The following is a 23,476-nucleotide window of genomic DNA, read 5'->3' as shown; positions in this document are numbered from 1 at the left end:
TCTTCACGGTCAGGCCCATGAACGCCAGGACGCCGACACAGACCAGGACCAGCAGGGCGGTGAAGAATGCCTCAAGCACGGGAGCGCTCCTCGGGGGCTCGGCACGGACGTACGGGCCGGTGGGCGGCCCGCCGACGAGTCTAGTCGGCCCGTGGCGGGGCGTTGCTGTGAGGTGCGCCGCCCCGCCACGGGGCCGTTCGCGGCGGGCTCCGGGGGCTCAGCCCAGGAGCTGGGCCTGGAGGATCACCGTCTGCCGGAACGGCACCGCGGGAGCCGTCCCCTTACGGGTCTGGACGACCAGCGCCACGGTGTCGCCGGCGAGCAGGTACGCGTGGCGGGTGTGGGTCCCGCCGCGGGGCCTGGGCTCGTCGTACACCTCGATCTCGACGTTCTCCGGGGCGGCCTTCGACGGCCGGCTCTCGTCCAGCTCCGAACCCGGCGCCCGGTCCAGCGTCAGTCCCGGGGCCAGGCCCCCGTACACCGCATCGGTGTGGAAGTCGTCCGCGACGGCTCCGCTGTTGAACCGCAGCAGATGGACGCTGGTGCGGGTGCCGTCCGGCATGACCCAGCCGCGGGCGGCGATGTGCCGTACGGCGTCGTCCGCCAGCCGCTGCCGCAGCTCCTCGTGCTCGCCCTTCGCGTAGAGGCCGGTGTACTCCTCGACCGTGACCCAGTCGCCCTTCGACGGGGGGAGCCCGCCGGCCTCCCCGGCCTTCTCGTCCTCCTCGGCCCCCTCGGGCAGGGGGATCAGCAGTTCGCGCAGGTCGGCGTGGTGGATCTCCCCCTCGTTGCCCTGCGCGAAGGGGCGCGGGGAGCCGGCGGGGAGGGCGGGCAGGGTGAGCCGCGGGTACTCCCAGCGCCCGTCGCTCTCGGTGGCCAGGCCCGGCACCTCGTGGCGTTCCAGCCGCGTGATGCCGTAGGCGGTGCCCGCGCAGAACACGCCGAAGACCGTCACGGCGGCCGTCCAGCGGCCGACGGCCCGCAGGACGCGGGCCGACGGGCGGCGGCGCTTCGGCGGCACGGGGGAAAAGGGCACGGCCGGGACGGGGGCGGGGGGAGCGGACGGCTGGGGAGGCACGGCGGCCGCCCGCGCGGCCTGCGCCGAAGTCTCCGCCGCCCCGGTGCTCTGCTCCGTCTGCGGCGGGACGGCGGGCGCGGCCGGCTCCGGCCGGTCTGTGGTGGGCTCGGTCATACGTACTCCCCGGGGGACACCAGGTGGTCGAGCTGGTCCTTCAGCAGTTCGGCGGCGTCCTTCCCGCGGAAGGGCTTGACGCCGTCGGCCTGGAACGAGATCAGGTACTCGTCCTGGTAGGCGGTGCAGAACATCGTCTCCAGTTCGGAGTCGCCGTCCTTGGGCGGCAGGAAGCACCGCGCGTTCTTGTGGCCCTTGATCCTCGGGCCGTCACGGAAGACCGACAGGGCGTCGACCAGCCCGGACTGGAAGCCGCTCAGGTCCTTGACGCCCTTCTCGTTCTTCATGCGCGAGATCTGGATCTCGGCCGTGAACTCGTCGTCGTACGAGGCGTACGTACGCATCACGATGCCCTGGACGCGCAGCTTCTCCACGAACTCGCGGTGCCTGCGGCGCTCCCTGCTCGGCAGGTCCTTGCCGCTCTGGCGCAGCAGGGCCTGGGCCTGCCTGCCGCTGAGTTCGGTGTCGTTGCCGAACTCGGAGATGTCCGGGCCGAGCCGGAAGTCCTCGGGGACCGGCAGCAGCTTCCTGCGCAGCTCGCCGTCGGTGCGGCCCTCCCTGGGGTCCGGTGCCGGATCGTCCTCGGAGGGGGCCTTCGCGGGCTTCTCCCAGATCTTCGTGGGGGCCGAGACGTCGGCGGCGTCCACGGTGGCCTTGGTGTAGGCCAGCCCGCCGCCGGCCGCGCCGAGCACCAGGGCGGCGGACAGCAGGGGGACGAGGACGCGGCGGAGCCGGCCCGTCCCGCCCGTTCCGGTGGTCGGTGGCCCGTCCGGGGCCGGGACGGGGGGCGCCTCCGGGGCGGCCTCCGGGGCCGGGACGGGGGTGGGTGCGGCCGGCGGCCCGGCCGGGGGCCGGTCAGGGGCGCCGTCGGTGCCGTTCCGGTTCTCCTGGTCGCTCACAGCCGCTCCAGCTGCCGCTCGGCCAGGGACCTGATGTCGCGCTTGGCGATCGGCTTGGTGTCGTAGATCCAGATGTCCATCATGATGTCGCCGCGCTGGGCGATGGCCCGGGCCCGGTACATCGGGAGGTAGCCGGACTCGCGGTGGGGTTCGTCGAAGACGTAGTAGCGGCCGTTGCCCGACCCCTCCAGCGCGGTGCCGTCGTTGCCCGCGTGGTCTTCGTAGGACATGTAGTCCTGCTGGCCCTGGGCGTACTCGAGGGCGAACCGGTTCTTCTCCTCGCGGAACTGCACGAGGCTGACGCTCACCGTCCGGTACCTGCCCTGCTCCCAGCCGGTGCTCGCGACGCGGCGCAGGTCTCCGCCGGTCAGGTAGGTGAACATGTACCCGGGGTTCTCGAACTCCCGGGCGTAGGCGGACGGCGAGAGCCAGCCGTCGATGTCCGGACTCAGCTCGAGCTCGCGGGTGCCCTTGGGCCGGTCCAGGAGCAGCTTGCGCAGATCGCCGTCCGTGCGCACCCGCCGGTCCTCCTCGGCGGTCAGCGGCTCGGGCGCCTCGTCCTCGGGCAGCGGCTTCTGCGGGTACGACAGCTTCGCCTGGGACAGCGGGGGCAGCGGGGTGGGCGCGCGGTCGGCCTGGACGGTGTAGCCGCCCGCGAGGCCGCCGACGGCGCCGAGCAGGGCGGCGCAGGCCAGCAGCAGGGCCGTACGGCCGCGGCGGCGGCGCGGCCGCTCCCGGGCCGGTGGCGCGGTCTGTGCCACGGTCTGTGCCACGGTCTGTGCCGCGAGGGGTGCCTCCGGCGGAAGCGGGGGCGGGGGGCCGGCCGGGAGGGCCTGCGCGGGCTCGGGTGCCGGGTCGGGCCCGGCTGCGGGCTCGGGAGGTTCCGCCGGTGTCGGCGGGGGCGTGGACATGAAATCTCCTCACACGTTTGTCGGTTCGCTGACAAGATCGCGGGGGAGAAGGTTGTGCCCGTGCCGGTCACGATCGGATTGCGGTACGCACCACGGGTTACCGTGATCCGCATGGCAGCTGTGTCGAAGAAGCTCGTGATCAAGGTGACGGCCGGGGCGGACGCGCCCGAGCGGTGCTCGCAGGCCTTCACGGTGGCGGCGGTGGCCGTGGCCAGCGGGGTGGAGGTGTCGCTCTGGCTGACCGGGGAGTCGGCGTGGTTCGCGCTGCCGGGCCGGGCGGCGGAGTTCGAGCTGCCGCACTCCGCGCCGCTGCCCGATCTGCTCGACGGCGTCCTGGCGGGCGGGCGGATCACCCTGTGCACCCAGTGCGCGGCGCGGCGCGGGATCGAGGAGAAGGACGTGATCGAGGGCGTCCGCATCGCCGGGGCCCAGGTGTTCGTCAGCGAGATCACGGGTGAGGGCGTGCAGGCCCTCGTCTACTGAGCGCCCGTCCGGCGTGCGTCCGGCGCCCGTCCGGGCAGGACGAAGGCCGTGCCCCGCACAAGGTGTCCAACCCCCGGGGCACGGCCTGAGTGCGTCATACGGCCCGTCACGCGGCCGTCACGCGGTCACGGTCACACCGCGATGGGAACCTCCACCAGGCCGCCCTGCTGGGCGACGACGGTGCGGTCCGCGGTGCCGCCCGGCACCAGGGCGCGCACGGTCCAGGTGCCCTCGGCGGCGTAGAAGCGGAACTGGCCGGTGGCGGAGGTGGGGACCTCGGCCGTGAACTCGCCGGTGCCGTCCAGCAGCCGGACGTACCCGGTGACGGGCTCGCCGTCGCGGGTCACCTGGCCCTGGATCGTCGTCTCACCGGGCTTGATGGAGGAGGCGTCGGGGCCGCCTGCCTGTGCTCCGCACATGTCGGGTGCTCTTCCTTCCGGAACGAGGAGTTGAGTGTGGAGGGGGGAGGTGGCTCAGGCGCTCTTGCCGTCGCCGAGCTCGATCGGCACGCCGACCAGCGAGCCGTACTCGGTCCACGAGCCGTCGTAGTTCTTGACGTTCTCCTGGCCCAGCAGCTCGTGCAGGACGAACCAGGTGTGGGCGGAGCGCTCGCCGATGCGGCAGTAGGCGATGGTGTCCTTGGACAGGTCCACACCCGCCTCCTGGTACAGCTCCTTCAGCTCCTCGTCGGACTTGAAGGTGCCGTCGTCGTTGGCCGACTTCGACCACGGGATGTTGCTGGCGGTCGGGACGTGGCCCGGGCGCTGCGACTGCTCCTGCGGCAGGTGGGCCGGGGCGAGCAGCTTGCCGCTGAACTCGTCGGGGGAGCGGACGTCCACCAGGTTCAGCTTGCCGATGGCCTCGACGACGTCGTCGCGGAAGGCGCGGATCGACTCGTCCTGCTCCTTGGCCCTGTACTCGGTCTTCGCGCGGGTGGGCACCTCGGAGACCAGCTCGCGGGCGTCCAGCTCCCACTTCTTGCGGCCGCCGTCGAGGAGCTTGACGTCCTGGTGGCCGTAGAGCTTGAAGTACCAGTAGGCGTAGGAGGCGAACCAGTTGTTGTTGCCTCCGTAGAGGACGACGGTGTCGTCGTTCGCGATGCCCTTCTCGGACAGCAGCTTCTCGAAGCCGGCCTGGTCGACGAAGTCGCGGCGGACCGGGTCCTGGAGGTCGGTCCTCCAGTCGATCCGGACGGCGTTCCTGATGTGGTTCTTGTCGTAGGCCGAGGTGTCCTCGTCCACCTCGACGATGACCACCTTGGGGTCGTCGATGTGGGCCTCGACCCAGTCGGCGTCGACCAGGACGTCACTGCGGCTCATGTCTCTCCTCCGGAGGGCAGGTACTGCGGGGTGTGCGGTGCGGTGGACGTGCGTGCGGCGGCGCGGGGCGCCGGCGGGCGCGCACGGGGCTGTACGCCGCGGTGGCGGGGACAGCGGGGTGGTGTGCGGCTGCGGTCCGGGCTGCGAAGGGCGCCGAGAGCCGGCCGTCAGACGACGGCGCGACAGAGCATGGCGGCGACACGGCAAAGATCGACTGCCCGTCGCTTCGTGAGATCCGCCTGTCGCTTCATGAGGGCGATCGTAGGGACGGAGGGGCGGGCGTGTCACCGTAGTTCCAGATGGTGAGAAGCGAATGCCCGCGATGCGAGACGACGGGAGGGGGGAAGCGCCCCACCGAACGGATGCGCGGATCTTCGGGAGGCGGTTTCTGGGAAGCGGACGCGGGCGTCTCGGAGAGTGGACGGGCCGGGTGGTGTGCGAGCGGTGCGCCGAGCGGGACGGGCGGATGTCGACGGACCCGGCGTCAGCCGGCCAGGTCCACGTTCGAGCCGCTCAGGTGCAGCACGACGCCCTTCTCGTCCACCTCCGCCCTCTCCAGCTTCAGCCCCCTGGGGAGGCCGGTGATCTCCAGCTTGCGGTCTATCTGCGCCCGCACCATGTCCTCGGCCACGGGCAGGTCGGGGAGGTCCTCGGCGTGCAGCGCGACGGTGTCGCCGTTCTCCACCTTCAGCGAGCTGTGCAGGGTGAGCTCCACGAGGGTGAGGTTCACGTCCAGCCTCACCTGGTTCTTCGCGGCCCGCTCCGCACCGGCGTAGGCGAGGGAGGCGCCCTTCGCGCCCGCCTCGGTCAGATCCCGGTAGCTGATCCGCGCACTGCCGGTGGCCCGGTCGGCGACGGCGGAGGAGAAGTTGTTCTCCAGCCGCACGTCACTGAGGTGCACCTCCACCTCGGTCACGTCCACGTCGCGCCCGCCGACCTGGACCGTCAGCCCGTTCATCGTGGCGTCCACCGACTCCAGTTCCTTGCCCACGACCTGGGTCAGGAAGGGGAAGCCGTTGATCTCCACGGCGGGCCGCTCGTCCAGCCCCCTGGAACTTTGGACCTTCTCGGCGACCTCGTCCTCGGCGAAGTTCACCGCCAGCCGGTCGGCGCCGACGAACAGGCCGCCGAAGAGGACGAGAAGTCCCAGCAGGGCTTTGAGTGCGCGCATCGTGGTGGTCCCCCCAGAGTGGCCGGGTGCGGTCGGGTCGGTCGGACTGGTCGCGCTGATCGGACTGAGCGGAACGGACTGAGCGGAACGGATTGAGCTGATCGGACTGATCGATTTGATCGACGCCGACGGAAGCCGATCGGGTTCCGGCGAGCCTAACCCGTGGTGTCCCACGACAGGTCCGTACCACGGGTCCGCGCAGCGGTCGGGCCCGGGGCGCCCCGCCCCACGCCCCGCCCGGCGCCCGACGCCCGCCCCGCGCCTCTATGCGAGCGCCCTGCCGAGCAGGTAGACCGCCGGCACGGCGGCGGTCAGCGGCAGTGCCACGCCGGCTGTCATGTGGACGAAGCGGGAGGGGAAGTCGTAGCTCGCCACCCGCAGCCCGATCAGTGCGCACACCCCGGCCGCCAGTCCCAGCACCGCGCCGGAACCGCCCAGGGTGGTGAACTGCCCGGCCGCGACACCCGCGCCCGCGGCGGCCGACAGCGAGACGACCACGGAGACCGCCTGCGGCAGCGGCAGCGCCCGGGCGAGCGCGGCGGCCGCCACGGCGAGCGCACCGACCGTCACCGCGTCGGGCTCGGCGGCCAGATGGCCGGTGGCGAGCACCGTGAGGGCGGTGGAGGTGACCCCGGCCGTCAGGGCGTACAGGCGCTCGTCGGGCGAGGAGTGGTTGCGCAGCTGGAGGACGAGGACGAACAGCACCCACGCCCCGAGCGTGCCGATGACGACGGCCGAGGCGTGCTCGGTGCCGAGCGCCAGCAGGGCGATGTCCGCGGTGACGCCCGCCAGGAACGCCAGGGCGATGCCCTGCCGTGCGGGCCACATGCCGTTGAGCCGGAACCAGCCCGCGGCCGTGACCGCCTGGAGCAGCACCACGGCGACGGCCGACACCGGGCGGGAGACCTGGGCGGTGGCCGCGAGCAGTACGGCCAGGAGGGCGGTGAGGGCGGCGGGCGTCAGGCCCGGCGCGATGATCGGGCTGCCGGTGCGCCGCGGGGCGCCGGCGGCGGAGCCGGCCGTGGCGGCGGGAGCGGTGGCGGTGGGGGCGGCGGTGTGGGTGGCGCCCTGTTCCGGCGGCAGGGGCCCGGGGCCGGGGTGGTGGGGCGGCGCGGGGACGCCGGGGGCACCGTACGGGGCCTGGTCCGGGGCGGCGTACTGGTCGTGCCGGCCGTACTGGTCGTACTGCTGGTTCTGACCGTGCTGCTGGTACCGGCCGTACCGGTCCTGCCCGCCGTACTCCCCGTACGCCTCCTGCCCGCCGTGCCCGCCGTACGCGTCGTACCCGCCGTACGCGGGGCCCGTGGGGCCCGAAGGGCCGTGGCCGTAGCCCTGGCCGTGGCCGTAGGGGCCGGGTCGCGAGCCGTACGGCTGCCCGGGCGGGTACTGCTGGTCGGTCATCGGGAGCCTCCCGCGAAGGGGGGAAGCACCTCGACGGTGCCGCCCTCGGTCAGTCGGACGAGATGGTGGTCGCGCTTGCCGACCGGATCACCGTCCACCAGGAAGGAGCACAGGCCCAGTACCCGGTCGAAGTCCGGCCGGCCGGCGTGCCGCCGGCGCGCCTCGGCCAGCGCCTCGGCCAGCGTGTGGGCCTCATATCTCTCCTCGGTGATCCCGGCGGCGGCCTTGGCCGCGGCCCAGTAGCGGATCATGCCGCTCGGCATGGTGTGTCCCTCTCAGCCGTCCGTCGTGCCGTCACCATGATGGCGCGGCGCCCGCCCGGTCCGCGCCGTCGCCCAGGTGGCGATCCGCTCCAGCAGTTCCGGGGGCGCGGCGTTCTCGGCGTGTCCGAAGCCGCGCTCGATCCACAGTTCCGTGGCCGCCGGGTCGGCGGCCTCCGCCAGCGAGTACGGGTGGTCCAGCGGGAAGTAGGCGTCCCGGTCGCCGTGCACCACCAGCAGCGGGGTCGGGGCGATCAGCGGTGCGGCCTCCACCGGCGACAGCGGTACCGGGTCCCAGTCCCGGTGGTGGATGCGGGTGCGCAGCCCGTAGCGGGAGACCAGGCGGCCGGCGGGGTGCTGGATCGCCCAGTGGACCCGCCGCATGGCCGGGGTGCCCCGGTAGTACCAGCGGGCGGGGGCGCTCACGGCGACGACCGCATCGGTGTGTGCATCTGTGCGCCCCCGGTGCATCCTGTGCGCAGCGTCACCGGCACCGGCCCCGCCGCCCGGCCCGGCACCGCCCGCCGCCCCGGCCGGCTCCGCCCGGTGGAGCGCCGCGTGCCGCAGCACCACAGAGCCACCCATCGAGAAACCGGCCGTCGCCACCGTCGAGTGCCCCAGCGAACGCGCCCAGCGCACCGCCGCGGCGAGGTCGAGCACCTCCCGGTCGCCGACCGTGGAGCGCCCGCCGGAGCGGCCGTGTCCGCGGAAGGAGAACGTGATCACGTCCGCATGCCGGGCGAACACCTGTGACACTCGTCGCACCGCGGGCCGCTCCAGCGAACCGGTGAAGCCGTGCGCGACGACGATCGCCGGGCCCCGCCCCGCGGCCTGCCCCACGCCCTCGCCCCGGCCGCCGAGATCCCCTTCGCGTGGCTGGTGGCAGGCGTCTATGCCCACTCCGTCGTCGGTCCGCAGCCGTGCCCGCAGGAGCGTGCGCGAAGGCGCCCGCCACTCCGCGCCGTCGGGACTCTCTGTGACCGGAACGCCACGGGAAAGCCCCTCCGACCCCTCCGCATCCTCGCTCATGTGGGATATTGTCGATGACGAGAAGGATCCGGGCAGCGCCGCCCCCGGGTCCTTTCGTGCTTTCGGAGCGCAGTACGAAGCAGTGCCGCCACACGCCCCACCACGGGGCCGGGGAAGGACTCGACGTCATGAGCTCGCTACTCCTGCTGACCAACGCCCTCCAGCCCTCCACCGAAGTCCTGCCCGCGCTCGGCCTGCTGCTGCACAACGTCCGTGTGGCCCCGGCCGAGGGCCCGGCGCTGGTGGACACCCCCGGCGCCGACGCCGTCCTGATCGACGGCCGCCGCGACCTGCCGCAGGTGCGCTCCCTGTGCCAGCTGCTGCGCTCCACGGGGCCGGGCTGCCCGCTGATCCTGGTGGTCACCGAGGGCGGCCTCGCGGCCGTCACCGCCGAGTGGGGCGTCGACGACGTCCTGCTGGACACCGCTGGCCCGGCCGAGGTCGAGGCCCGGCTGCGGCTGGCCACCGGGCGGCGGCAGATCTCCGGCGAGGACGGCCCCGCGGAGATCCGCACCGGCGACCTGTCGGTGGACGAGGCCACCTACAGCGCCAAGCTCAAGGGACGCGTGCTGGACCTGACCTTCAAGGAGTTCGAGCTGCTGAAGTACCTGGCGCAGCACCCCGGCCGGGTGTTCACCAGGGCGCAGCTCCTCCAGGAGGTGTGGGGCTACGACTACTTCGGCGGCACCCGGACCGTCGACGTCCACGTACGGCGGCTGCGGGCCAAGCTCGGCCCGGAGCACGAGTCGCTGATCGGGACCGTGCGCAACGTCGGCTACCGCTTCGTGCTGCCGGAGAAGAAGGAGCCGACCCCCGAGGAGCGCAAGGCGCGCAAGGATGCGAGGGCGACCGTGGACGCCGCCGAGAGGATGGCGCAGGACGCGGCGAACGGCGTCGGCGGGGAGGCGGCCGGCGGCGGGCGGAAGACCGCCGCTCGCCGGGGAGGGAACTGAGTCGGCGCGCGTAGACTTCCCGCTGTGGCGAAGGTGACGCGGGACGATGTGGCGAGACTGGCGGGTACGTCGACCGCGGTCGTCAGTTATGTGATAAACGATGGGCCCCGGCCGGTCGCGCCGGCGACCCGCGAGCGCGTGCTCGCCGCGATCAAGGAGCTGGGATACCGGCCGGACCGGGTCGCGCAGGCGATGGCGTCCCGGCGCACCGACCTGATAGGGCTGATCGTCCCCGACGCCCGGCAGCCGTTCTTCGCGGAGATGGCGCACGCGGTCGAACAGGCCGCCGCCGACCGCGGGAAGATGGTGCTCGTCGGCAACTCCGACTACCTCGACGAGCGCGAGGTGCACTATCTGCGGGCCTTCCTCGGCATGCGCGTCTCGGGCCTGATCCTGATCAGCCAGGGCCCCAGCGAGCGCGCCGCCGCCGAGATAGAGGCGTGGGACGCGCGCGTGGTGCTGCTGCACCGGCGGCCCGAGGCGATCGACGACGTGGCCGTCGTCCTCGACGACGTCGGCGGCGCCCAGATGGTCACCCGGCACCTGCTGGAGCACGGCCACGACTACGTGGCCTGCCTGGGCGGCGTGGAGTCCACCCCCGCCTACGGCGACCCGGTCACCGACCACGTCGAGGGCTGGCGCCGGGCCATGAAGGAGGCCGACCGCTCCACCGACGGCCGCCTCTTCCAGGCCCCCTACAACCGCTACGACACCTACCGCGTCGCCCTGGACCTGCTGGCCGGCCCCGACCGCCCGCCCGCGCTGGTGTGCGCCACCGACGACCAGGCCATCGGCGTGCTGCGCGCCGCCCGCGAACTGGGCATCGACGTGCCCGGCGAGCTGGCGGTGGCCGGGTTCGACGACGTCAAGGAGGCGGCGCTGACCGACCCGCCGCTGACCACGGTGGGCTCGGACCGCGAGGCGATGGCCCGCGCGGCGGTCGACCTGGTGCTGGACGACGGGGTGCGCACGACGGGCTCGCGGCGCGAGCGCGTGCGCCAGTTCCCCTCGGGGCTGGTGGTGCGCCGCTCCTGCGGCTGCGGCGGCTGACAGGGCCGGAAACCGGGGCCGGGCGGGCTCCGGCCCGGGCTCCCGGGGACACCGGGGACGGTTCTTCCCCGGCTTTCAGCCCGCCCTCATGAAGTTCTCATTCCGGGCGCGCACGGTTGTGTGCATGAGCGACCACGAGACGAACCGCGCGTATCCGCCCCGCCCGCCGTACGAGCCCTCCGTCCCCGGCCCCGTCCCCGAATCCGCCCCCGAGCCCGCCCCCGGCGCGCACGCCCGGCGGCGGGCGCGCCGCCCCGCCGGACTGCTGGCGGCCGTGGCGATCGTGGCCGCCGCGGTCGGCGGCGGTACGGCGACCCTGGCCACCGGCACGTTCGGGGGCGGCGCCGCGCCCGCCGCCACCTCCTCCGTCCTCGGCACCAACGCCGCCGACACCGGCACCGGCGTCGCCGAGGTCGTCAAGGCCGTCACCCCGAGCGTCGTGGAGATCGGCGCCTCCTCCCGCTCCGGCTCCGCCACCGGATCCGGCGTGGTGATCTCCGAGAGCGGCGAGATCCTCACCAACAACCACGTCGTCTCCGGCGCCACCGAGATCGAGGTCACCTTCTTCGACGGCCGAACCGCCCGCGCCGAGATCGTCGGCACCGAGCCCGACCTCGACATGGCGCTGATCCGGGTCGAGGACGCCGGCGACCTCACCCCCGCCGAGCTCGGCGACTCCGGCGCCGTCCGCGTCGGCGACCGCGTCGTCGCCTTCGGCTCGCCCCAGGGCCTGTCGGGCACGGTCACCAGCGGCATCGTCTCCGCCAAGGGCCGCGAGGTCACCGTGGAGCGGACGGGGGAGGACGGCCGGCCCAGGGACGACCGGTCCTGGCCCTTCGAGTTCGACGGCGGCCGGTACAACGGCGAGCTGGGCCCCGAGACCACCACCTACGAGGCCATCCAGACCGACGCCTCACTCAACCCCGGCAACTCCGGCGGCCCGCTGGTCGACATGAACGGCCGCGTCGTCGGCATCAACTCCGCCATCCACAGCAACGCCTCCACCGCCGCCGAGGCGGGCAGCGTCGGCCTGGGCTTCGCCGTACCCGTCGATGACGTCGAGGAGATCCTCGACGACCTGCGCGCCGGCGGATGAGGCGGGTGCGACACTCGCCACCATGACCACCACCTCCTCCGCCACGCCCCACCTCGCCCCGCCCGCGCGCGTGCTGGTCGTCGACGACGAGCCGGCCGTACGGGAGGCCCTGCGCCGCAGCCTGGCCTTCGAGGGCTACGAGACCGAGCTCGCCGCCGACGGCCTGGAGGCGCTGCGCCGGGTGGAGGCGTACCGCCCGGACCTGGTGATCCTGGACGTGCTGATGCCGCGCATGGACGGGCTGACCGCCGCCCGGCGGCTGCGCGCGAGCGGGGTGACCGTCCCCGTGCTGATGCTCACCGCCCGCGACACCGTCGGCGACCGTGTCACCGGCCTGGACGCGGGCGCGGACGACTACCTGGTCAAACCGTTCGAGCTGGACGAGCTGCTGGCCCGCATCCGCGCCCTGCTGCGCCGCAGCTCCTACGCCCGCGAGCAGGCCGGCGCCGAGGAGACCGAGGTGCTCTCCTTCGCCGACCTGCGCATGGACCTCACCACGCGCGAGGTCACCCGCGGCGGGCGGCCGGTGGAGCTGACGCGCACGGAGTTCACGCTGCTGGAGATGTTCATGGCCCACCCGCGCCAGGTCCTCACCCGCGAGCAGATCCTCAAGGCCGTCTGGGGCTTCGACTTCGAGCCCTCCTCCAACTCCCTGGACGTGTACGTGATGTACCTGCGCCGCAAGACCGAGGCGGGTGGTGAGCCGCGCCTGGTGCACACCGTGCGCGGCGTCGGCTACGTCCTGCGGGACACCCCGGGCCCGGCCCCGGCCCCGGGCAGCACCGCAGGAGAGCCGCACCCGTGACCTCCCGGCTCAACTCCCTGCCGCTGCGCTCGCGTCTGGCACTACTGGTCGCGGTTGCCGTGGCGGTCGCGGTGGCGGCGTGCTCGCTGGCCGCCTGGCTCCTGGTGCGGGCGGAGCTCGTCGACTCCCTCGACGACGCCCTGCACGCCAACCGGGTCCCCGACAGCCGGCTCATCGAACTCGTGCGCGCCGGGCAGTGCCGGGCGGTTCCGGAGGAGGAGCGGCTGGACACCCCCAATCCCTTCGACTCCACCGTGCAGCTCGTGGACCGGGACGGCGACAGGTGCATGGCCTTCGGAGAGCGGCCCCTGCCGGTCTCCGCCGCCGACGTGGCCGTCGCCCGCGGCGAGCGCGCGGAGGCCCTGCACACCGTCACCGCGGGCGGCGAGGAGTACCGCGTGCTCACCACCCCCCTGCGCGGCACGGACGCCGCCGTGACCGTGGCCCGCCCGATGGCCGAGATCGACCAGAGCCTGGACACCCTCGCCCTCGTCCTCGGTCTGGTCGCCGCCACCGGCGTGCTCGGCGCGGCGGGCGCCGGCGTCCTGCTCGCGCGCGCCGGCCTGCGCCCGGTGGACCGGCTGACGGACGCGGTCGAACACGTCGCCCGCACCGAGGACCTGGCCGTCCGCATCCCCGTCGACGGCGACGACGAGATCGCCCGCCTGTCACGCTCCTTCAACGCCATGACCGCCGCCCTGGCCACCTCCCGCGACCTCCAGCAGCAACTGATCGCCGACGCCGGACACGAATTGCGCACCCCGCTGACCTCGCTGCGCACCAACATCGACCTGCTGGTGCGCAGCGAGCAGGCCGCCCGCCCGCTGCCGCCCGGGGACCGCCGGGAACTGCTGGAGTCGGTGCGCGCCCAGATCGGCGAACTCGCCGCCCTCATCGGCGACCTCCAGGAACTGTCCCGGCCCGACGCGGCGCCCGCCGGCGGACCGGTGGAGATCACCGGCCTGCACGAGATCGCCGAACGCGCCGTGGAACGCGCCCGGTTGCGCGGCTCGGACATCACCGTCAACCGCGACCTGGCCCCCTGGTACGTGCGCGCCGAACCGGCCGCACTGGAGAGGGCGGTGGTCAACCTGCTGGACAACGCCGTGAAGTTCTCCCCGCCCGGCGGGACGATCGACGTCCGCCTCGACGGCTCCACCGGCACCCTGCGCGTACGCGACCGGGGCCCCGGCATCCCCGAGGACGAACTCCCCCACGTCTTCGACCGCTTCTGGCGCTCCCCGTCCGCCCGCGGCCTCCCCGGCTCGGGCCTGGGCCTGGCCATCGTGGCCCGCACCGTGCGCCGCAGCGGCGGCGAGATCACCCTCCACCCGGCCCCCGGCGGCGGCACGGAAGCCGTCCTGCGCCTCCCCGGCGCCCCGGTGCCCCCGCCGGAGACACCCGGCCGTTCCGGTGGAGGGCCGGGCGGAACGGCTACGGGGTGAGGCGCTCGGCGAGTTCCGTCTCGTCGGCGACGAACCACGTCTGCCGTCCGCGGTCGCACTCGCGGACGAAGTCCCGCAGCGACGCACTGGCCGCCGTACGGGCGGAGACGTCGCCGACGACGGCGAGCCCGAGGCGGTAGTTGGCGAACTTCTGGACGATCTCCCCGGCGAGGCCGGTGCGCAGCCGGAAGAAGTCCTCGTGCAGCCGCCCGGCGGGCACGGCGACCCACCGGGCGCCCTGGTAGCCGGCGTCGCCGATCAGGTCCAGCGCCTCACGCTCCCCGATGGCCGCGCCCTCGTCGGCGCACATCAGGACGGGAGTGCCGTGGAACGTCCGAAGGGTGGTCATGGCGGCCGAGCCTAGGCGGGAGGGCGTACGGCGTCGAAGCGTTTTCCGGTGCCGGGTCCCGGCCCGGTGCCGGGCCCCGGCGGGATCCGGGCGCCGCTCAGTCCAGCTCCACGTCCTCGGCGATGCGCCGGGCCCTGATGTAGGGGCCGCCCTCGTACTCCTCGTACAGCGTCTCCGCGAGGTCCACGCCGAGTTCCCGCTCGACCTCGGCGATCTCGAACTCGCCCACGACGCCGGTGACGCGGACCGGATCGTCCTGGTCCACGGCCGGCATCTCCCCCTCGACGACCAGCAGCGGTTCGATGTCACTGGGCTCGTTCCCGCCGACGGTGAAGACCCAGGGCGAGATGACGTCGTGGACCCGGCCCTCGACCGTCCTGTCCTGTCCGATCACGGACTCGGCATCGCCGCTCTCGAACGCCTCGTTCACCTCGGTGATGCCCTCGGCGCCGTTCCCGCCGCATCCCGCCGACGCGGAAAGCGCGAGCAGCAGCGCGAGCAGCGCCGCCGACCGTCGGCGGCCGGGAACGTCCCGGGCGTGTCGCGTGGGCATCTCCTGTCGTCCTCTCACTCTCGGAAATCCTCCGGGCGGGCCGTCGGCGGGTGTCCGGCCGGGCGGGCCGCCGCGCGGGACGGTGCTTCCTCACTCCAGACGGGCCGAGGTGTCGACGGAGGAGGCCACGACGTAGTGCTCCTCCTCCCAGTCGGTGAAGGCGTCCTCGTTCCAGTCCACGTCGAGCCCGTCCGCCACCTCCTCGGGGACGAAGCCCTCCCGCACGGTGCCGGTGACCCGCACGGTGTCACCCTCCGCCACCTCGGTGGTGTCCGCGGAGACGACCAGGAGGCTCCTGACGTCGCCCGTGTCGTCCCCCCTGTCCTCCGGGTCGGCGCGGGCGACGGTGAAGGCGTGCGCGTCGACGACCTCGCCGACCTCGGCCGTCAGGACGATCCGCCTGCCCGTCCAGGTGGTGACGTCGTTCCAGAACTCGGCCTCCGCCAGATCCCCGTAGACGAACTCGTACCCGTCCTCCGCGCCCTGCGCGGCCCCGACGCTCACCGACGCCTCGGGAGCGGGCGACTCGTCCCCGCCGCAGCCGGTCAGGACGGCGGCACCGACCACGACCGCGGACACCACCGACAGCGGCAGGGCGGCACTCCTCCGCGTCCGGCGGCACTTCACGCTGCGGGGCATGTCCTCGGATCCTCTCGACGCGGGGGCGTTCCCGTGCGCCCCGGGTGACCGGACGCCGGGGCGGCCAAACCGGCGAACCGACGCGCAGAATCATTCCGGCCCTGGCGCCGGGCCATGCCGCGCACGCCGTTTCCACCCCTGCGGGAGCCGGATCTTCACTCGGGCGGCGGCACGCGGTCCGCCATCGCGGGAACCCGCCGGGCGGCGCGCGGCGGCGGACGGCGCCGAAGCGTTATCCGGTGCCGCACCAGGCGGAACGGCCGGTAACATCCCATATCCGCAATGTAGTTGGGGGTATCGCGATGGCAGGGGCCGAGCACGCCGCACTCCGTCCGCTCCAGCCGGACGACCCCCGGGAGGTCGCCGGATACCGGCTGACCGCCCGGATCGGCGAGGGCGGCATGGGCGCGGTCTACCTGTCCGGCACCCGCGGCAACCAGCCGGTGGCGCTGAAGGTCATCCGGCGCGAGTTCGCCCGGGACGCGGAGTTCCGGCGCCGTTTCGAGCAGGAGGTGCGGGCCGCCCGGCGGGTCCAGGGCTACCACATCGTGCCGGTGCTGGACCACGACACCGGCGGCGAGCAGCCCTGGCTGGCCACCGCCTACGTGCCGGGCATCCCGCTCGACGACGCGCTCGCCCTGCACGGGCCCCTGCCGCTGCCCGCCGCGCTCCAGCTCACCGCCTGCACGGCGCGGGCACTCCAGGCCGTGCACACCGCCGGAGTGATCCACCGGGACCTCAAGCCCGGCAACGTCCTGCTGGGCACCGACGGGCCCTGGATCATCGACTTCGGCATCGCGCGGGCCGCGGACTCCACCCAGCTCACGCGCAGCGGCGGGTTCATCGGCACCCCGCAGTACATGTCGCCCGAGCACGCCTCCGGGGACACCGTCACGGCGGCCTCCGACGTCTTCTCGCTCGGCCTGGTCGCGGCCGTCGCCGCCACCGGGCGCCACCCGTACGGCGACGGCGCCGCCATCACCCTCGCCGCCCAGATCGCCAACACCGCCCAGCGCCCGCCGGACCTGTCCGGCTACCCCGAGCCGCTGCGGGGTGTGCTGGAGCGCTGCCTGGCGGCGGACCCGGCCGCGAGGCCCGCCCCCGGGGAACTGGCCGAGCTGTGCGAGGAGGCGTCCGGCAGGCCGGTCCGGGACTTCGCCGACTGGCTGCCCGCCCCACTCGCCGCCGGGATCGCCGAACGGGCGCGGGCCGCCCAGAACCCGCCCCCGCCGGCGCCGTACGCCTACACGCCCACCCAGGGCCCCGGCGCTCCCGCGGGGCCGTACGCGGCCCCGACCGCCACCGCGCACGGTGCCCCGTCCGCCGCGCCCCCGTACGGGCCGGGACAGGGGCCGGTGGCCGACCCGGGTGTGCGGGGCGGGGAGAGGCCGCGCCGCCGTACGGCGCTGCTGGCCGCGGGAGCCGTCCTGGTCCTGGCCGCCGCGATCGGCGGGACGTGGGCGGTCGCCACCGCGGGGAACGAGGGCGGAGGCGCGCGGGCGGACGCCGGCGGCGCGACGCCGGAGCCCGACGGCCGCCGGACAACGGAGGACGGGAAGGGGCGGGAGGAGGAGAGCGGCACGCCCTCCCCGGACGACGGCGGGCAGGCGTCCGGGGAGCCGAGCACGGACACGACGGCTCCCGCCTTCGAGCCGGTCTTCGAGAAGCGGCCGATCACCATCGCCACGCCCCCCACCCTCGACACCACCTACGTGGACCTGGACGAGGCGAGGGTGGATCCGACCGGCAGCATCGGCTACGGCGACACGGAGCTGCTGTTCCGCGACACCTCCGTCCAGTTCAGGACGGCCCTGGGGGAGAGCACGGGCACCACCCCGCGGGAGTGCCAGGAGGCCGCCACGTCCAACCCGCTCCCGAGCAAGCTGCGCGCCGGGGAGATCAACGACGAGGGCGCGCCGGACAAGGGCGACGTGCTGTGCACGGTGACCACCGAGGGCGACCTGGCGATGCTGGAGGTCACCGACATGGTGCCGGCGGAGCATGACTACAACGTCCCCACCGTCAGGGCGAATCTGACCCTGTGGAAGATCGGCTGAGTACCGGGTACGGAGAACGCCCGACATCGAGAACGCCGCCGACCGGTCGGGTGACCGGTCGGCGGCGCTGTGGGGGAGCTCCGCGGGCCGGGGGAAGGCGGCCCGCGGAGGGAGGGTCATCCGCCGCAGGGGGTCACCGGATGACCGTGATCCGGTCCGCCGCCGGGGCGTCGATCGGGTCGGCGGCGGAGGAGTTGGCGGTCAGGTAGTCCTGGAGGGCGGCCAGGTCGTCGCTGCCCACCAGCGGGTCGGTGCCCTGCGCCAGGGTCGGGAAGCCGTCGCCGCCGCCCGCCAGGAAGGAGTTGACCGCGACGCGGTAGGAGGCCGACGGGTCGAGAGGCTCGCCGTTCAGCCGCACCGAGTCCGCGACGATCCGGTCCGCGCCGGACCGGGTGAGGTCGAGGGTGTAGGTGAGGCCGGAGGAGACCTGGAGGATCTTCGGGGAGGCCTCGTTGGCGCCGCTGACCTGCTCGCGCAGCACCGTCAGAAGCTGCTCGCCGGTGAGGGTGGTCAGGTTGACGGTGTTGGAGAAGGGCTGGACGGTGAAGCCCTCGGCGTACGTCACCACGCCGTCGCCCTCGGCGCCGGAGGCCGCGTACACCAGGTCGGAGCGGATGCCGCCGGGGTTCATCAGCGCCAGGTCCGCCTCGGGGTCCAGCCCGCGGGCGTGGGCGAACTGGGCGTCGGCGATCAGGTCGCCCAGCGGGGACTCGGGCACGGTGCGGTCGGCGGTGATGTCCTCGGAGATCCAGCCGATGGGACGGCCCGCGACGGGCGCGGCCAGCCCCTTCCAGTAGTCGATCAGGGAGGTGAGGTCGGCGGCCCTCTCCTGGTTGCGGTGGACGACGCGGTTGGCGCCCTCCACCGAGGCGCGCACGATGTCGCGGGTGCGGCGGTCGTACTCCATGTTCAGCTCGGTGAACAGCCGGCCGTAGGAGGCGGCGGAGGTGACCAGGCGGTCCTCGCCCCGCGGGTCGGGGACGGAGCAGACGTACGGCTGGTGGGTGTGGCCGGTGATCAGCGCGTCCACGCCCGCGTTCGTCCGCTTCGCGATGTCGACGATCGGGCCGGACAGCTTGCCGCCGTCCTCGCCGCAGTCGGCGTTGTAGGCGCTGGAGGCCGGGGTGCCGCCCTCGTGGATCAGCGCGATGACGGCGTTGACGCCCTTGCGGCGCAACTCCTTGGTGTACTTGTCGATGGTCTCGGCCTCGTCGAGGAACTTCAGTCCCTTGACGCCCTCGGCCGAGACGATGTCGGGCGTGCCCTCCAGCGTGACGCCGATGAAGCCGACGCGGACACCCTTCATCCTCTTGACGGTGTAGGGGGCCATCAGCGGCTTGCCGGTCTTCTCGTCGACGACGTTGGCCGCGAGGATCGGGAAGTCGGCGCCGCCGAAGGCGCGGCCCTCGTCGTAGCAGCCGTCCTCGGGGTGGCAGCCGCCGCTCTGCAGGCGCTTGAGCTCGGCGGCGCCCTCGTCGAACTCGTGGTTGCCGACGCCCACGACGTCCATGCCGAGCGCGTTCATCGCCTCGATGGTGGGCTCGTCGTGGAAGAGGCCCGACAGCAGCGGGCTGGCGCCGACGATGTCGCCGGGGGCGACGGTGACCGAGTACGGGTTGCCCTCACGGGCCTCGCGCAGGGAGGTGGCGAGGTACTCGGCGCCGCCCGCGTCGATCTGCTCGGTGGTGCCGTCGGGGTGCTCGTGGGTCACACGGCCGGAGGAACCGGTCGGGGGTTCCAGGTTGCCGTGGAAGTCGTTGATGGCGAGCACCTGGAGGTCGACGGTGCGGCCGTGGTGCTTGCCGCGGTCGCCGTGTGCGCCGGGGGCCGCCGACGGGGCGTCCTGTGCGGCGGCGGGCATGGCGGCGCCGAGGGCGCCGACCGTCAGCAGACCGGCCGCGGCTGCGGTGAGTCTGCGGGAGAGGGGAGACCGCTTGGGCGGAGTGGACATGTTCTGTCCCCTTCTGTTCCCTTGTCGAGGCCGTGAATTGGCCCGGAAGTGGCCGGTGGTGGCGGGGGGAAGCCTAGGTCAACGCGCGTAGCGTGTCATTGTTGCTTTGGTAACCGCCGGGTTTCGATGCTGCGTAGGCTTCTCCCCATGAGCGACGTGGTGGTTGTGGACGAGCTGACGCCCGAGGCCGTGCGGCAGGCCCAGGCTCTGATCGACGAGGCCGCCCGGGTGGACGGCCAGCCCGCCGTCTCCGAGCAGGGCCGCCTCCAGTTGCGCGGCGGTCACCGCGCGGGAGTGCGGCACCTGCTGCTCTGGCAACGGGGGGAGCTGGCCGGTTACGGGCAGCTGGAGGACACCGACCCGGTCGAGGCCCCGACCGGCGAGTTCGTCGTCCACCCCGACCACCGCGACCAGGGCCACGGACTGGCCCTGGGCCGCGCGCTGCTGGAGGCGTCGGGCCGGCGGCTGCGGGTGTGGGCGCACGGCGGCCACCCGGCCGCACGCCACCTGGCCCGGCTGCTCGGCCTCACCCTCTTCCGCGAACTGCGCCAGATGCGGCGTCCGCTGACGGGACTGGACCTGCCCGAGCCGTCGCTGCCGCCGGGGGTGCGGCTGCGCACCTTCGTCCCCGGCCGGGACGACGCCGCCTGGCTGGCCGCCAACGCCGCCGCCTTCGCCCACCACCCCGAGCAGGGCGGCATGACCCAGCGCGACCTGGACGACCGCAAGGCCGAGACGTGGTTCGACCCCAAGGGGTTCTTCCTCGCCGTGCGCGACGGCGGGCGTGACGGGGAGGGCGAGGAACTGCTCGGCTTCCACTGGACGAAGGTCCACAGTGCCGAGCAGCTCGGCGAAGTGTACGTCGTCGGCGTCGCCCCGGGCGCGCAGGGCGGCGGCCTGGGCAAGGCGCTGACGCTGGTGGGCCTGCGCTACCTCGCCCGCGACCGCGGCCTGCCGACCGCGATGCTGTACGTGGACGCCGACAACACCGCTGCCGTGAAGGTCTACGAGGGCCTGGGCTTCGAGACCCACGAGGTGGACCTGATGTACCGCACGGAGGGCTGAACCGGCCGCCGGCCGGAGGGGCTTGATCGGGGCGGCCGGGAGAACGGGGTCAGGCCGTCGCGGGCGCCCCCAGTACGTCCCGCAGTCGGCGGGCCTCCTTCACCAGGCGGCCGCCGCCGCCCCGGGCGGCGGCCTGGGCCACCCCGTCGACCGGCCCGCGCGCCCCGCAGGTCCCGGCGCACTCGGCGGCCAGCGCCAGCAGATCCGGCAGCCCCCGCACCGGCTCACGTATCGCCAGCATCCCCGGCAGCGCGGCGGCCAGCACCGCGAACACCGTGGCCGGGGCCCCGGCGCGTACCGCCTCCCGCAGCGACTCCAGCAGCCGGTTCGGCTTCACCGTCCCGGCCGCCACCGTCTCGGCCACGTCCCGGCCCAGCCGCGCCGCGTCCAGATCGCCGCGTGCCGCCAGCACCAGCAGCGCGTCCACGGCCGCGGTGCGGTCCTCCGGGTGCCGTGCGCCCAGGGTGTGCGCCAGCCCCAGGTGGACGGCTTCTCCCGCCGCGCCCCCGGCCTCGGCCAGCGCGGGCAGCAGCGCCGCGCCGCCGCGCAGGTCCTCGTCGCCGGTGGCGGCGAAGGTGGGCTGCAGGCGCAGGGCGACCAGCTCACGGTGGACGGGCAGGACGGAGGGCCACAGCCGGACGCCCAGGTTCCAGGACGTCTCGTCCCGCTTGCCGTCGGCGATGTACCGGCCCAGCAACCCCTGGAAGGCGGGGCCGAGCACGCAGGGCAGGGCCACCGCCTCAGTGGAGAGCCGCACCCGGACGACGGGGCTGCCGTAGCCGCGCAGGCGGTGCGTGGGCCGCGCGTCGCGGACCGGCTCGGGCAGCGACGGACCGCCCGCCTCCAGCCAGGCGCGCACCCGCCGCCCCGCCTCGCCGCCCAGCCGCCCGGCGGCGGCCAGGACGCCCGGACCGGCGGCGGAGACGTCCAGCCGAAGCAGCGCCTGGTCCAGATCGCAGGGGCCGGGCACGGCGCCCGCCCGTTCGTACTCGGCCAGCCGGGCGACCAGTTCGGCCGGGTCGATCCGCCCGTCGGCGGTGGTGGGGGTGGCCAGCAGGAACGGCGGCGGGTCGTTCAGCACCCGCCAGGCGGCCTCCAGCAGACGGACCGCGAGGACCTCCCCGAAAGGCGTGAGATTCCGGCCGTGCGGATGTGGCACGGCATGGGCGCCCGACGCCGACGGCGCGACGGGGGCGTCCTCACCGCACAGCACCGCCGCCATGTAGTGGAGATGGCCCGGACCCGGATCGCCCCACCAGGCATGCCGCCCGTTCCAGGGACGGTCGCGGATGACCGGCTCCAGCGCCCGCACCAGGCCTTCGCGGTCCCGGTGGGCGTGGCGGACCAGGCCGTCCAGGGCCCGCTCGAAGGCGGCCGCGTCGACACCGGGTGCGGTGGCGGGCCGGAACTCGGCCGCCCGTACGGCGGCCATGACGGCGCCGACCTCCTCGGCCACCTCGGCGGCCGTGGCGAGCGGCGGCGCCAACGGCACCGGCTCGGGGACGGGTGGCAGGAGATCCTCCCAGGGCCCGGCGGCCCCGTCGTCCGGCGGCTCCACCCCCAGCAACTCGGCGGCGCGGGGACGCAAGGTGGGGCTCAACGCCTCGGCAGCCGAGGCCAGTTCGGGGAGCACCGCGTCCCCGGCGTGCTTCAGGTGGCGGGCGATCAGGTTCAGCGCCCGCTCCTGGAGGGCGGTGTCCTCGTGGCCGAGGGCGTCGGCGGCGGCGAGCACCACAGCCCCGGCCCGCCCCCGGTCGCGGCGGGCGGCGGCGTCCAGCCAGCTCAACTGGGCGCGCACCAGCTTCTTCTCCGTCCGGAACAGCACCGCCCGCGACGCCTGGGCCAACCGCTCGTCGTCCAGCCGCCCGGCCGCGTCCAGGGCGGTCAGCCGCTCCTGGGCGTGGGCCGCGACGGTGGAGGGCGCGTCGGGCAGCAGCCGCAGCAGGGTGGTGGCGCGGGCCGCGTACTCGTCGTCGGTGGGGGCGAGCCCGTTCAGGACGGAGAGGAAACCGCGCAGCTCGGCCGGGCGTCCACCCCGCAGCAGCCGGGACAGGCAGCCGTCGAGCAGTGTGGAACGCTCCAGCCGCCCCTCGGCGGCGAGCGCCGCCAGGGCCTTCGGCCAGGAGTCGGTGCCCTCGGTCAGCAGGGCGCCGACGCCCTCCACCTCGAACATGAGCGGGGCGAGCGCGTCCAGGAACGGATCGGCGCGCAGCCGCTCCAGAAGCGAGTAGGGGGTGCCGTCCGGGGCGCCGGGCCGGTGCTGGGGCTGGGAGGGCCAGCTCCGGTTCCGCACCCATTCCTGGACGAACGCCCCGCCGGTCGGCACGGCGCATCCCGAGCGCAAGACCAGCGCCTCGACCAGGGTGTAGTGGCCCCAGCCCCACTCGCTGTCCGCCTGGCGGCGCCCGGCGACACGGTGGGCGACATCCCCCTGCCAGTGCGCCGGCCGGTCACCGAGGACCGCCAGGAGACAGGGGGTGTCGGCGGGCTCGACCAGGCTCAGATCGGTGTGCCCGAGCCACTGGGCGGCAGCGGCCGCGCCCGTGTGGCAGCCGGCGCCCGCGATGACCAGCGCCCGCCTGCGCGGCCGGGCCTGGTAGCCCCACTCCTCGCGCAACCGGGTGCGCCACGCCTTCAGATGAGGCACGCACGAGCGCCGCTGGGCGTCGGACAGGGCGGCGATCAGGTCGGGCAGCCGCCGGTGCTCGCCGCCCGCCACGGCGAGCAGCACCGCGTACGAGTCCCCGTCCAGCTCCCGCTCGGCTGCCGCCAGCACCTCGCGTTCCCCGTCGGTCAGATGGTCCGTGCGCGCCCGTCCGCGCACCAGCCGGGCCAGGGCGCTTCCCAT

At 74.2% G+C, this 23,476-nt stretch carries 23 protein-coding genes; 8 read left to right on the top strand and 15 right to left on the bottom strand.

The features are described from left to right. Positions 1-217: 217 nt before the first annotated feature. Genes BM237_RS02410 through BM237_RS02400 form a run of 3 tightly spaced genes read right to left on the bottom strand, consistent with a single transcriptional unit; the run spans position 218 to position 2,852 of the window. On the bottom strand, positions 218-1,192 hold the full coding sequence (locus BM237_RS02410) for a hypothetical protein (protein ID WP_175540854.1): 975 nt from the start codon (positions 1,190-1,192) through the stop codon (positions 218-220). Further along, positions 1,189-2,091: a hypothetical protein gene (locus BM237_RS02405; protein WP_093847177.1), complete on the bottom strand. Its 903-nt coding sequence runs from the start codon at positions 2,089-2,091 to the stop codon at positions 1,189-1,191. Before BM237_RS02405 ends, BM237_RS02410 begins: the two co-directional genes overlap by 4 nt. Then, the gene (locus BM237_RS02400; RefSeq protein WP_175540853.1) at positions 2,088-2,852 is read right to left on the bottom strand and encodes a hypothetical protein; all 765 of its coding nucleotides are present in this window, start codon (positions 2,850-2,852) and stop codon (positions 2,088-2,090) included. The genes BM237_RS02405 and BM237_RS02400 overlap by 4 nt, the downstream gene beginning before the upstream one ends. A gap of 270 nt (positions 2,853-3,122) precedes the next feature. Here BM237_RS02400 and BM237_RS02395 point away from each other — a divergent pair, with 270 nt between their 5' ends. Further along, positions 3,123-3,485 (top strand): DsrE family protein, encoded by a 363-nt coding sequence (locus tag BM237_RS02395; protein WP_093847175.1) that lies wholly within the window; start codon positions 3,123-3,125, stop codon positions 3,483-3,485. A 131-nt stretch (positions 3,486-3,616) separates the two neighbouring features. On the opposite strand, the gene BM237_RS02390 is transcribed toward BM237_RS02395, so the two are convergent. The 7 genes from BM237_RS02390 to BM237_RS02360 form a co-directional block, all read right to left on the bottom strand. Next, positions 3,617-3,904 carry a DUF1416 domain-containing protein gene (locus BM237_RS02390; protein WP_093847173.1) on the bottom strand — a complete coding sequence of 96 codons (288 nt, stop codon included), beginning with the start codon at positions 3,902-3,904 and terminating at the stop codon, positions 3,617-3,619. A gap of 54 nt (positions 3,905-3,958) precedes the next feature. Next, a complete protein-coding gene (locus tag BM237_RS02385; protein ID WP_093847171.1) occupies positions 3,959-4,804 on the bottom strand; it encodes a sulfurtransferase in 846 nt (281 codons plus the stop codon). Positions 4,805-4,971: 167 nt separating this feature from the next. Further along, positions 4,972-5,055, bottom strand: coding sequence for a putative leader peptide (locus tag BM237_RS30465; RefSeq protein WP_369126573.1), 84 nt, complete (start codon positions 5,053-5,055; stop codon positions 4,972-4,974). Between the two features lie 233 nt (positions 5,056-5,288). Beyond that, a complete protein-coding gene (locus BM237_RS02375) occupies positions 5,289-5,975 on the bottom strand; it encodes an LmeA family phospholipid-binding protein (RefSeq protein ID WP_093847169.1) in 687 nt (228 codons plus the stop codon). A 264-nt stretch (positions 5,976-6,239) separates the two neighbouring features. Beyond that, entirely contained in the window at positions 6,240-7,376 is a 1,137-nt protein-coding gene (locus BM237_RS29650) for a hypothetical protein (RefSeq protein WP_245793357.1), read from the bottom strand. After that, entirely contained in the window at positions 7,373-7,639 is a 267-nt protein-coding gene (locus BM237_RS02365) for a MoaD/ThiS family protein (protein ID WP_093847167.1), read from the bottom strand. The genes BM237_RS29650 and BM237_RS02365 overlap by 4 nt, the downstream gene beginning before the upstream one ends. A 12-nt stretch (positions 7,640-7,651) precedes the next feature. Further along, positions 7,652-8,665: an alpha/beta hydrolase gene (locus tag BM237_RS02360; protein WP_093847166.1), complete on the bottom strand. Its 1,014-nt coding sequence runs from the start codon at positions 8,663-8,665 to the stop codon at positions 7,652-7,654. A 128-nt stretch (positions 8,666-8,793) separates the two neighbouring features. Between BM237_RS02360 and BM237_RS02355 the strand changes: the two genes are divergently transcribed. From BM237_RS02355 to BM237_RS02335, 5 genes are all read left to right on the top strand, one after another. Next, positions 8,794-9,618: a response regulator transcription factor gene (locus BM237_RS02355; protein WP_245793356.1), complete on the top strand. Its 825-nt coding sequence runs from the start codon at positions 8,794-8,796 to the stop codon at positions 9,616-9,618. Positions 9,619-9,642: 24 nt separating this feature from the next. Beyond that, positions 9,643-10,668, top strand: coding sequence for a LacI family DNA-binding transcriptional regulator (locus BM237_RS02350; protein WP_093847164.1), 1,026 nt, complete (start codon positions 9,643-9,645; stop codon positions 10,666-10,668). Positions 10,669-10,792: 124 nt separating this feature from the next. Then, positions 10,793-11,764 (top strand): S1C family serine protease, encoded by a 972-nt coding sequence (locus BM237_RS02345; RefSeq protein WP_093847162.1) that lies wholly within the window; start codon positions 10,793-10,795, stop codon positions 11,762-11,764. A 22-nt stretch (positions 11,765-11,786) separates the two neighbouring features. Then, complete coding sequence (locus tag BM237_RS02340; RefSeq protein ID WP_093847160.1) at positions 11,787-12,569, top strand: response regulator transcription factor; 783 nt, start codon at positions 11,787-11,789, stop codon at positions 12,567-12,569. Further along, positions 12,566-14,014, top strand: a complete 1,449-nt coding sequence (locus BM237_RS02335; RefSeq protein WP_093847159.1) for a HAMP domain-containing sensor histidine kinase — start codon at positions 12,566-12,568, stop codon at positions 14,012-14,014. The genes BM237_RS02340 and BM237_RS02335 overlap by 4 nt, the downstream gene beginning before the upstream one ends. Here the strand turns inward: BM237_RS02335 and BM237_RS02330 are convergent. The 3 genes from BM237_RS02330 to BM237_RS02320 form a co-directional block, all read right to left on the bottom strand. Next, positions 14,004-14,363, bottom strand: coding sequence for a DUF4180 domain-containing protein (locus BM237_RS02330; RefSeq protein WP_093847157.1), 360 nt, complete (start codon positions 14,361-14,363; stop codon positions 14,004-14,006). The genes BM237_RS02335 and BM237_RS02330 overlap by 11 nt on opposite strands. Positions 14,364-14,460: 97 nt before the next feature. After that, positions 14,461-14,916 (bottom strand): hypothetical protein, encoded by a 456-nt coding sequence (locus BM237_RS02325; RefSeq protein ID WP_093847155.1) that lies wholly within the window; start codon positions 14,914-14,916, stop codon positions 14,461-14,463. Positions 14,917-15,006: 90 nt separating this feature from the next. After that, complete coding sequence (locus tag BM237_RS02320; protein ID WP_093847153.1) at positions 15,007-15,555, bottom strand: hypothetical protein; 549 nt, start codon at positions 15,553-15,555, stop codon at positions 15,007-15,009. A gap of 302 nt (positions 15,556-15,857) precedes the next feature. On the opposite strand from BM237_RS02320, the gene BM237_RS02315 reads away from it, so the two are divergent. Further along, positions 15,858-17,612 (top strand): serine/threonine-protein kinase, encoded by a 1,755-nt coding sequence (locus tag BM237_RS02315; RefSeq protein ID WP_093847151.1) that lies wholly within the window; start codon positions 15,858-15,860, stop codon positions 17,610-17,612. 133 nt (positions 17,613-17,745) lie between these two features. Here the strand turns inward: BM237_RS02315 and BM237_RS02310 are convergent, their stop codons facing one another. Continuing rightward, positions 17,746-19,563, bottom strand: a complete 1,818-nt coding sequence (locus BM237_RS02310; RefSeq protein ID WP_093847149.1) for a bifunctional metallophosphatase/5'-nucleotidase — start codon at positions 19,561-19,563, stop codon at positions 17,746-17,748. A gap of 147 nt (positions 19,564-19,710) precedes the next feature. Here BM237_RS02310 and mshD point away from each other — a divergent pair, with 147 nt between their 5' ends. Further along, entirely contained in the window at positions 19,711-20,628 is a 918-nt protein-coding gene (gene mshD, locus BM237_RS02305) for a mycothiol synthase (RefSeq protein ID WP_245793355.1), read from the top strand. Positions 20,629-20,677: 49 nt separating this feature from the next. Here mshD and BM237_RS29125 read toward each other — a convergent pair whose 3' ends face one another. Next, positions 20,678-23,476: a DUF7824 domain-containing protein gene (locus tag BM237_RS29125; RefSeq protein WP_093847145.1), complete on the bottom strand. Its 2,799-nt coding sequence runs from the start codon at positions 23,474-23,476 to the stop codon at positions 20,678-20,680.

This window comes from Streptomyces mangrovi, assembly GCF_900114215.1.
Classification (GTDB): domain Bacteria; phylum Actinomycetota; class Actinomycetes; order Streptomycetales; family Streptomycetaceae; genus Streptomyces; species Streptomyces barkulensis.
Note: the sequence above shows the minus strand (reverse complement) of the source record. Positions and strands in the feature narration are given on the sequence as shown.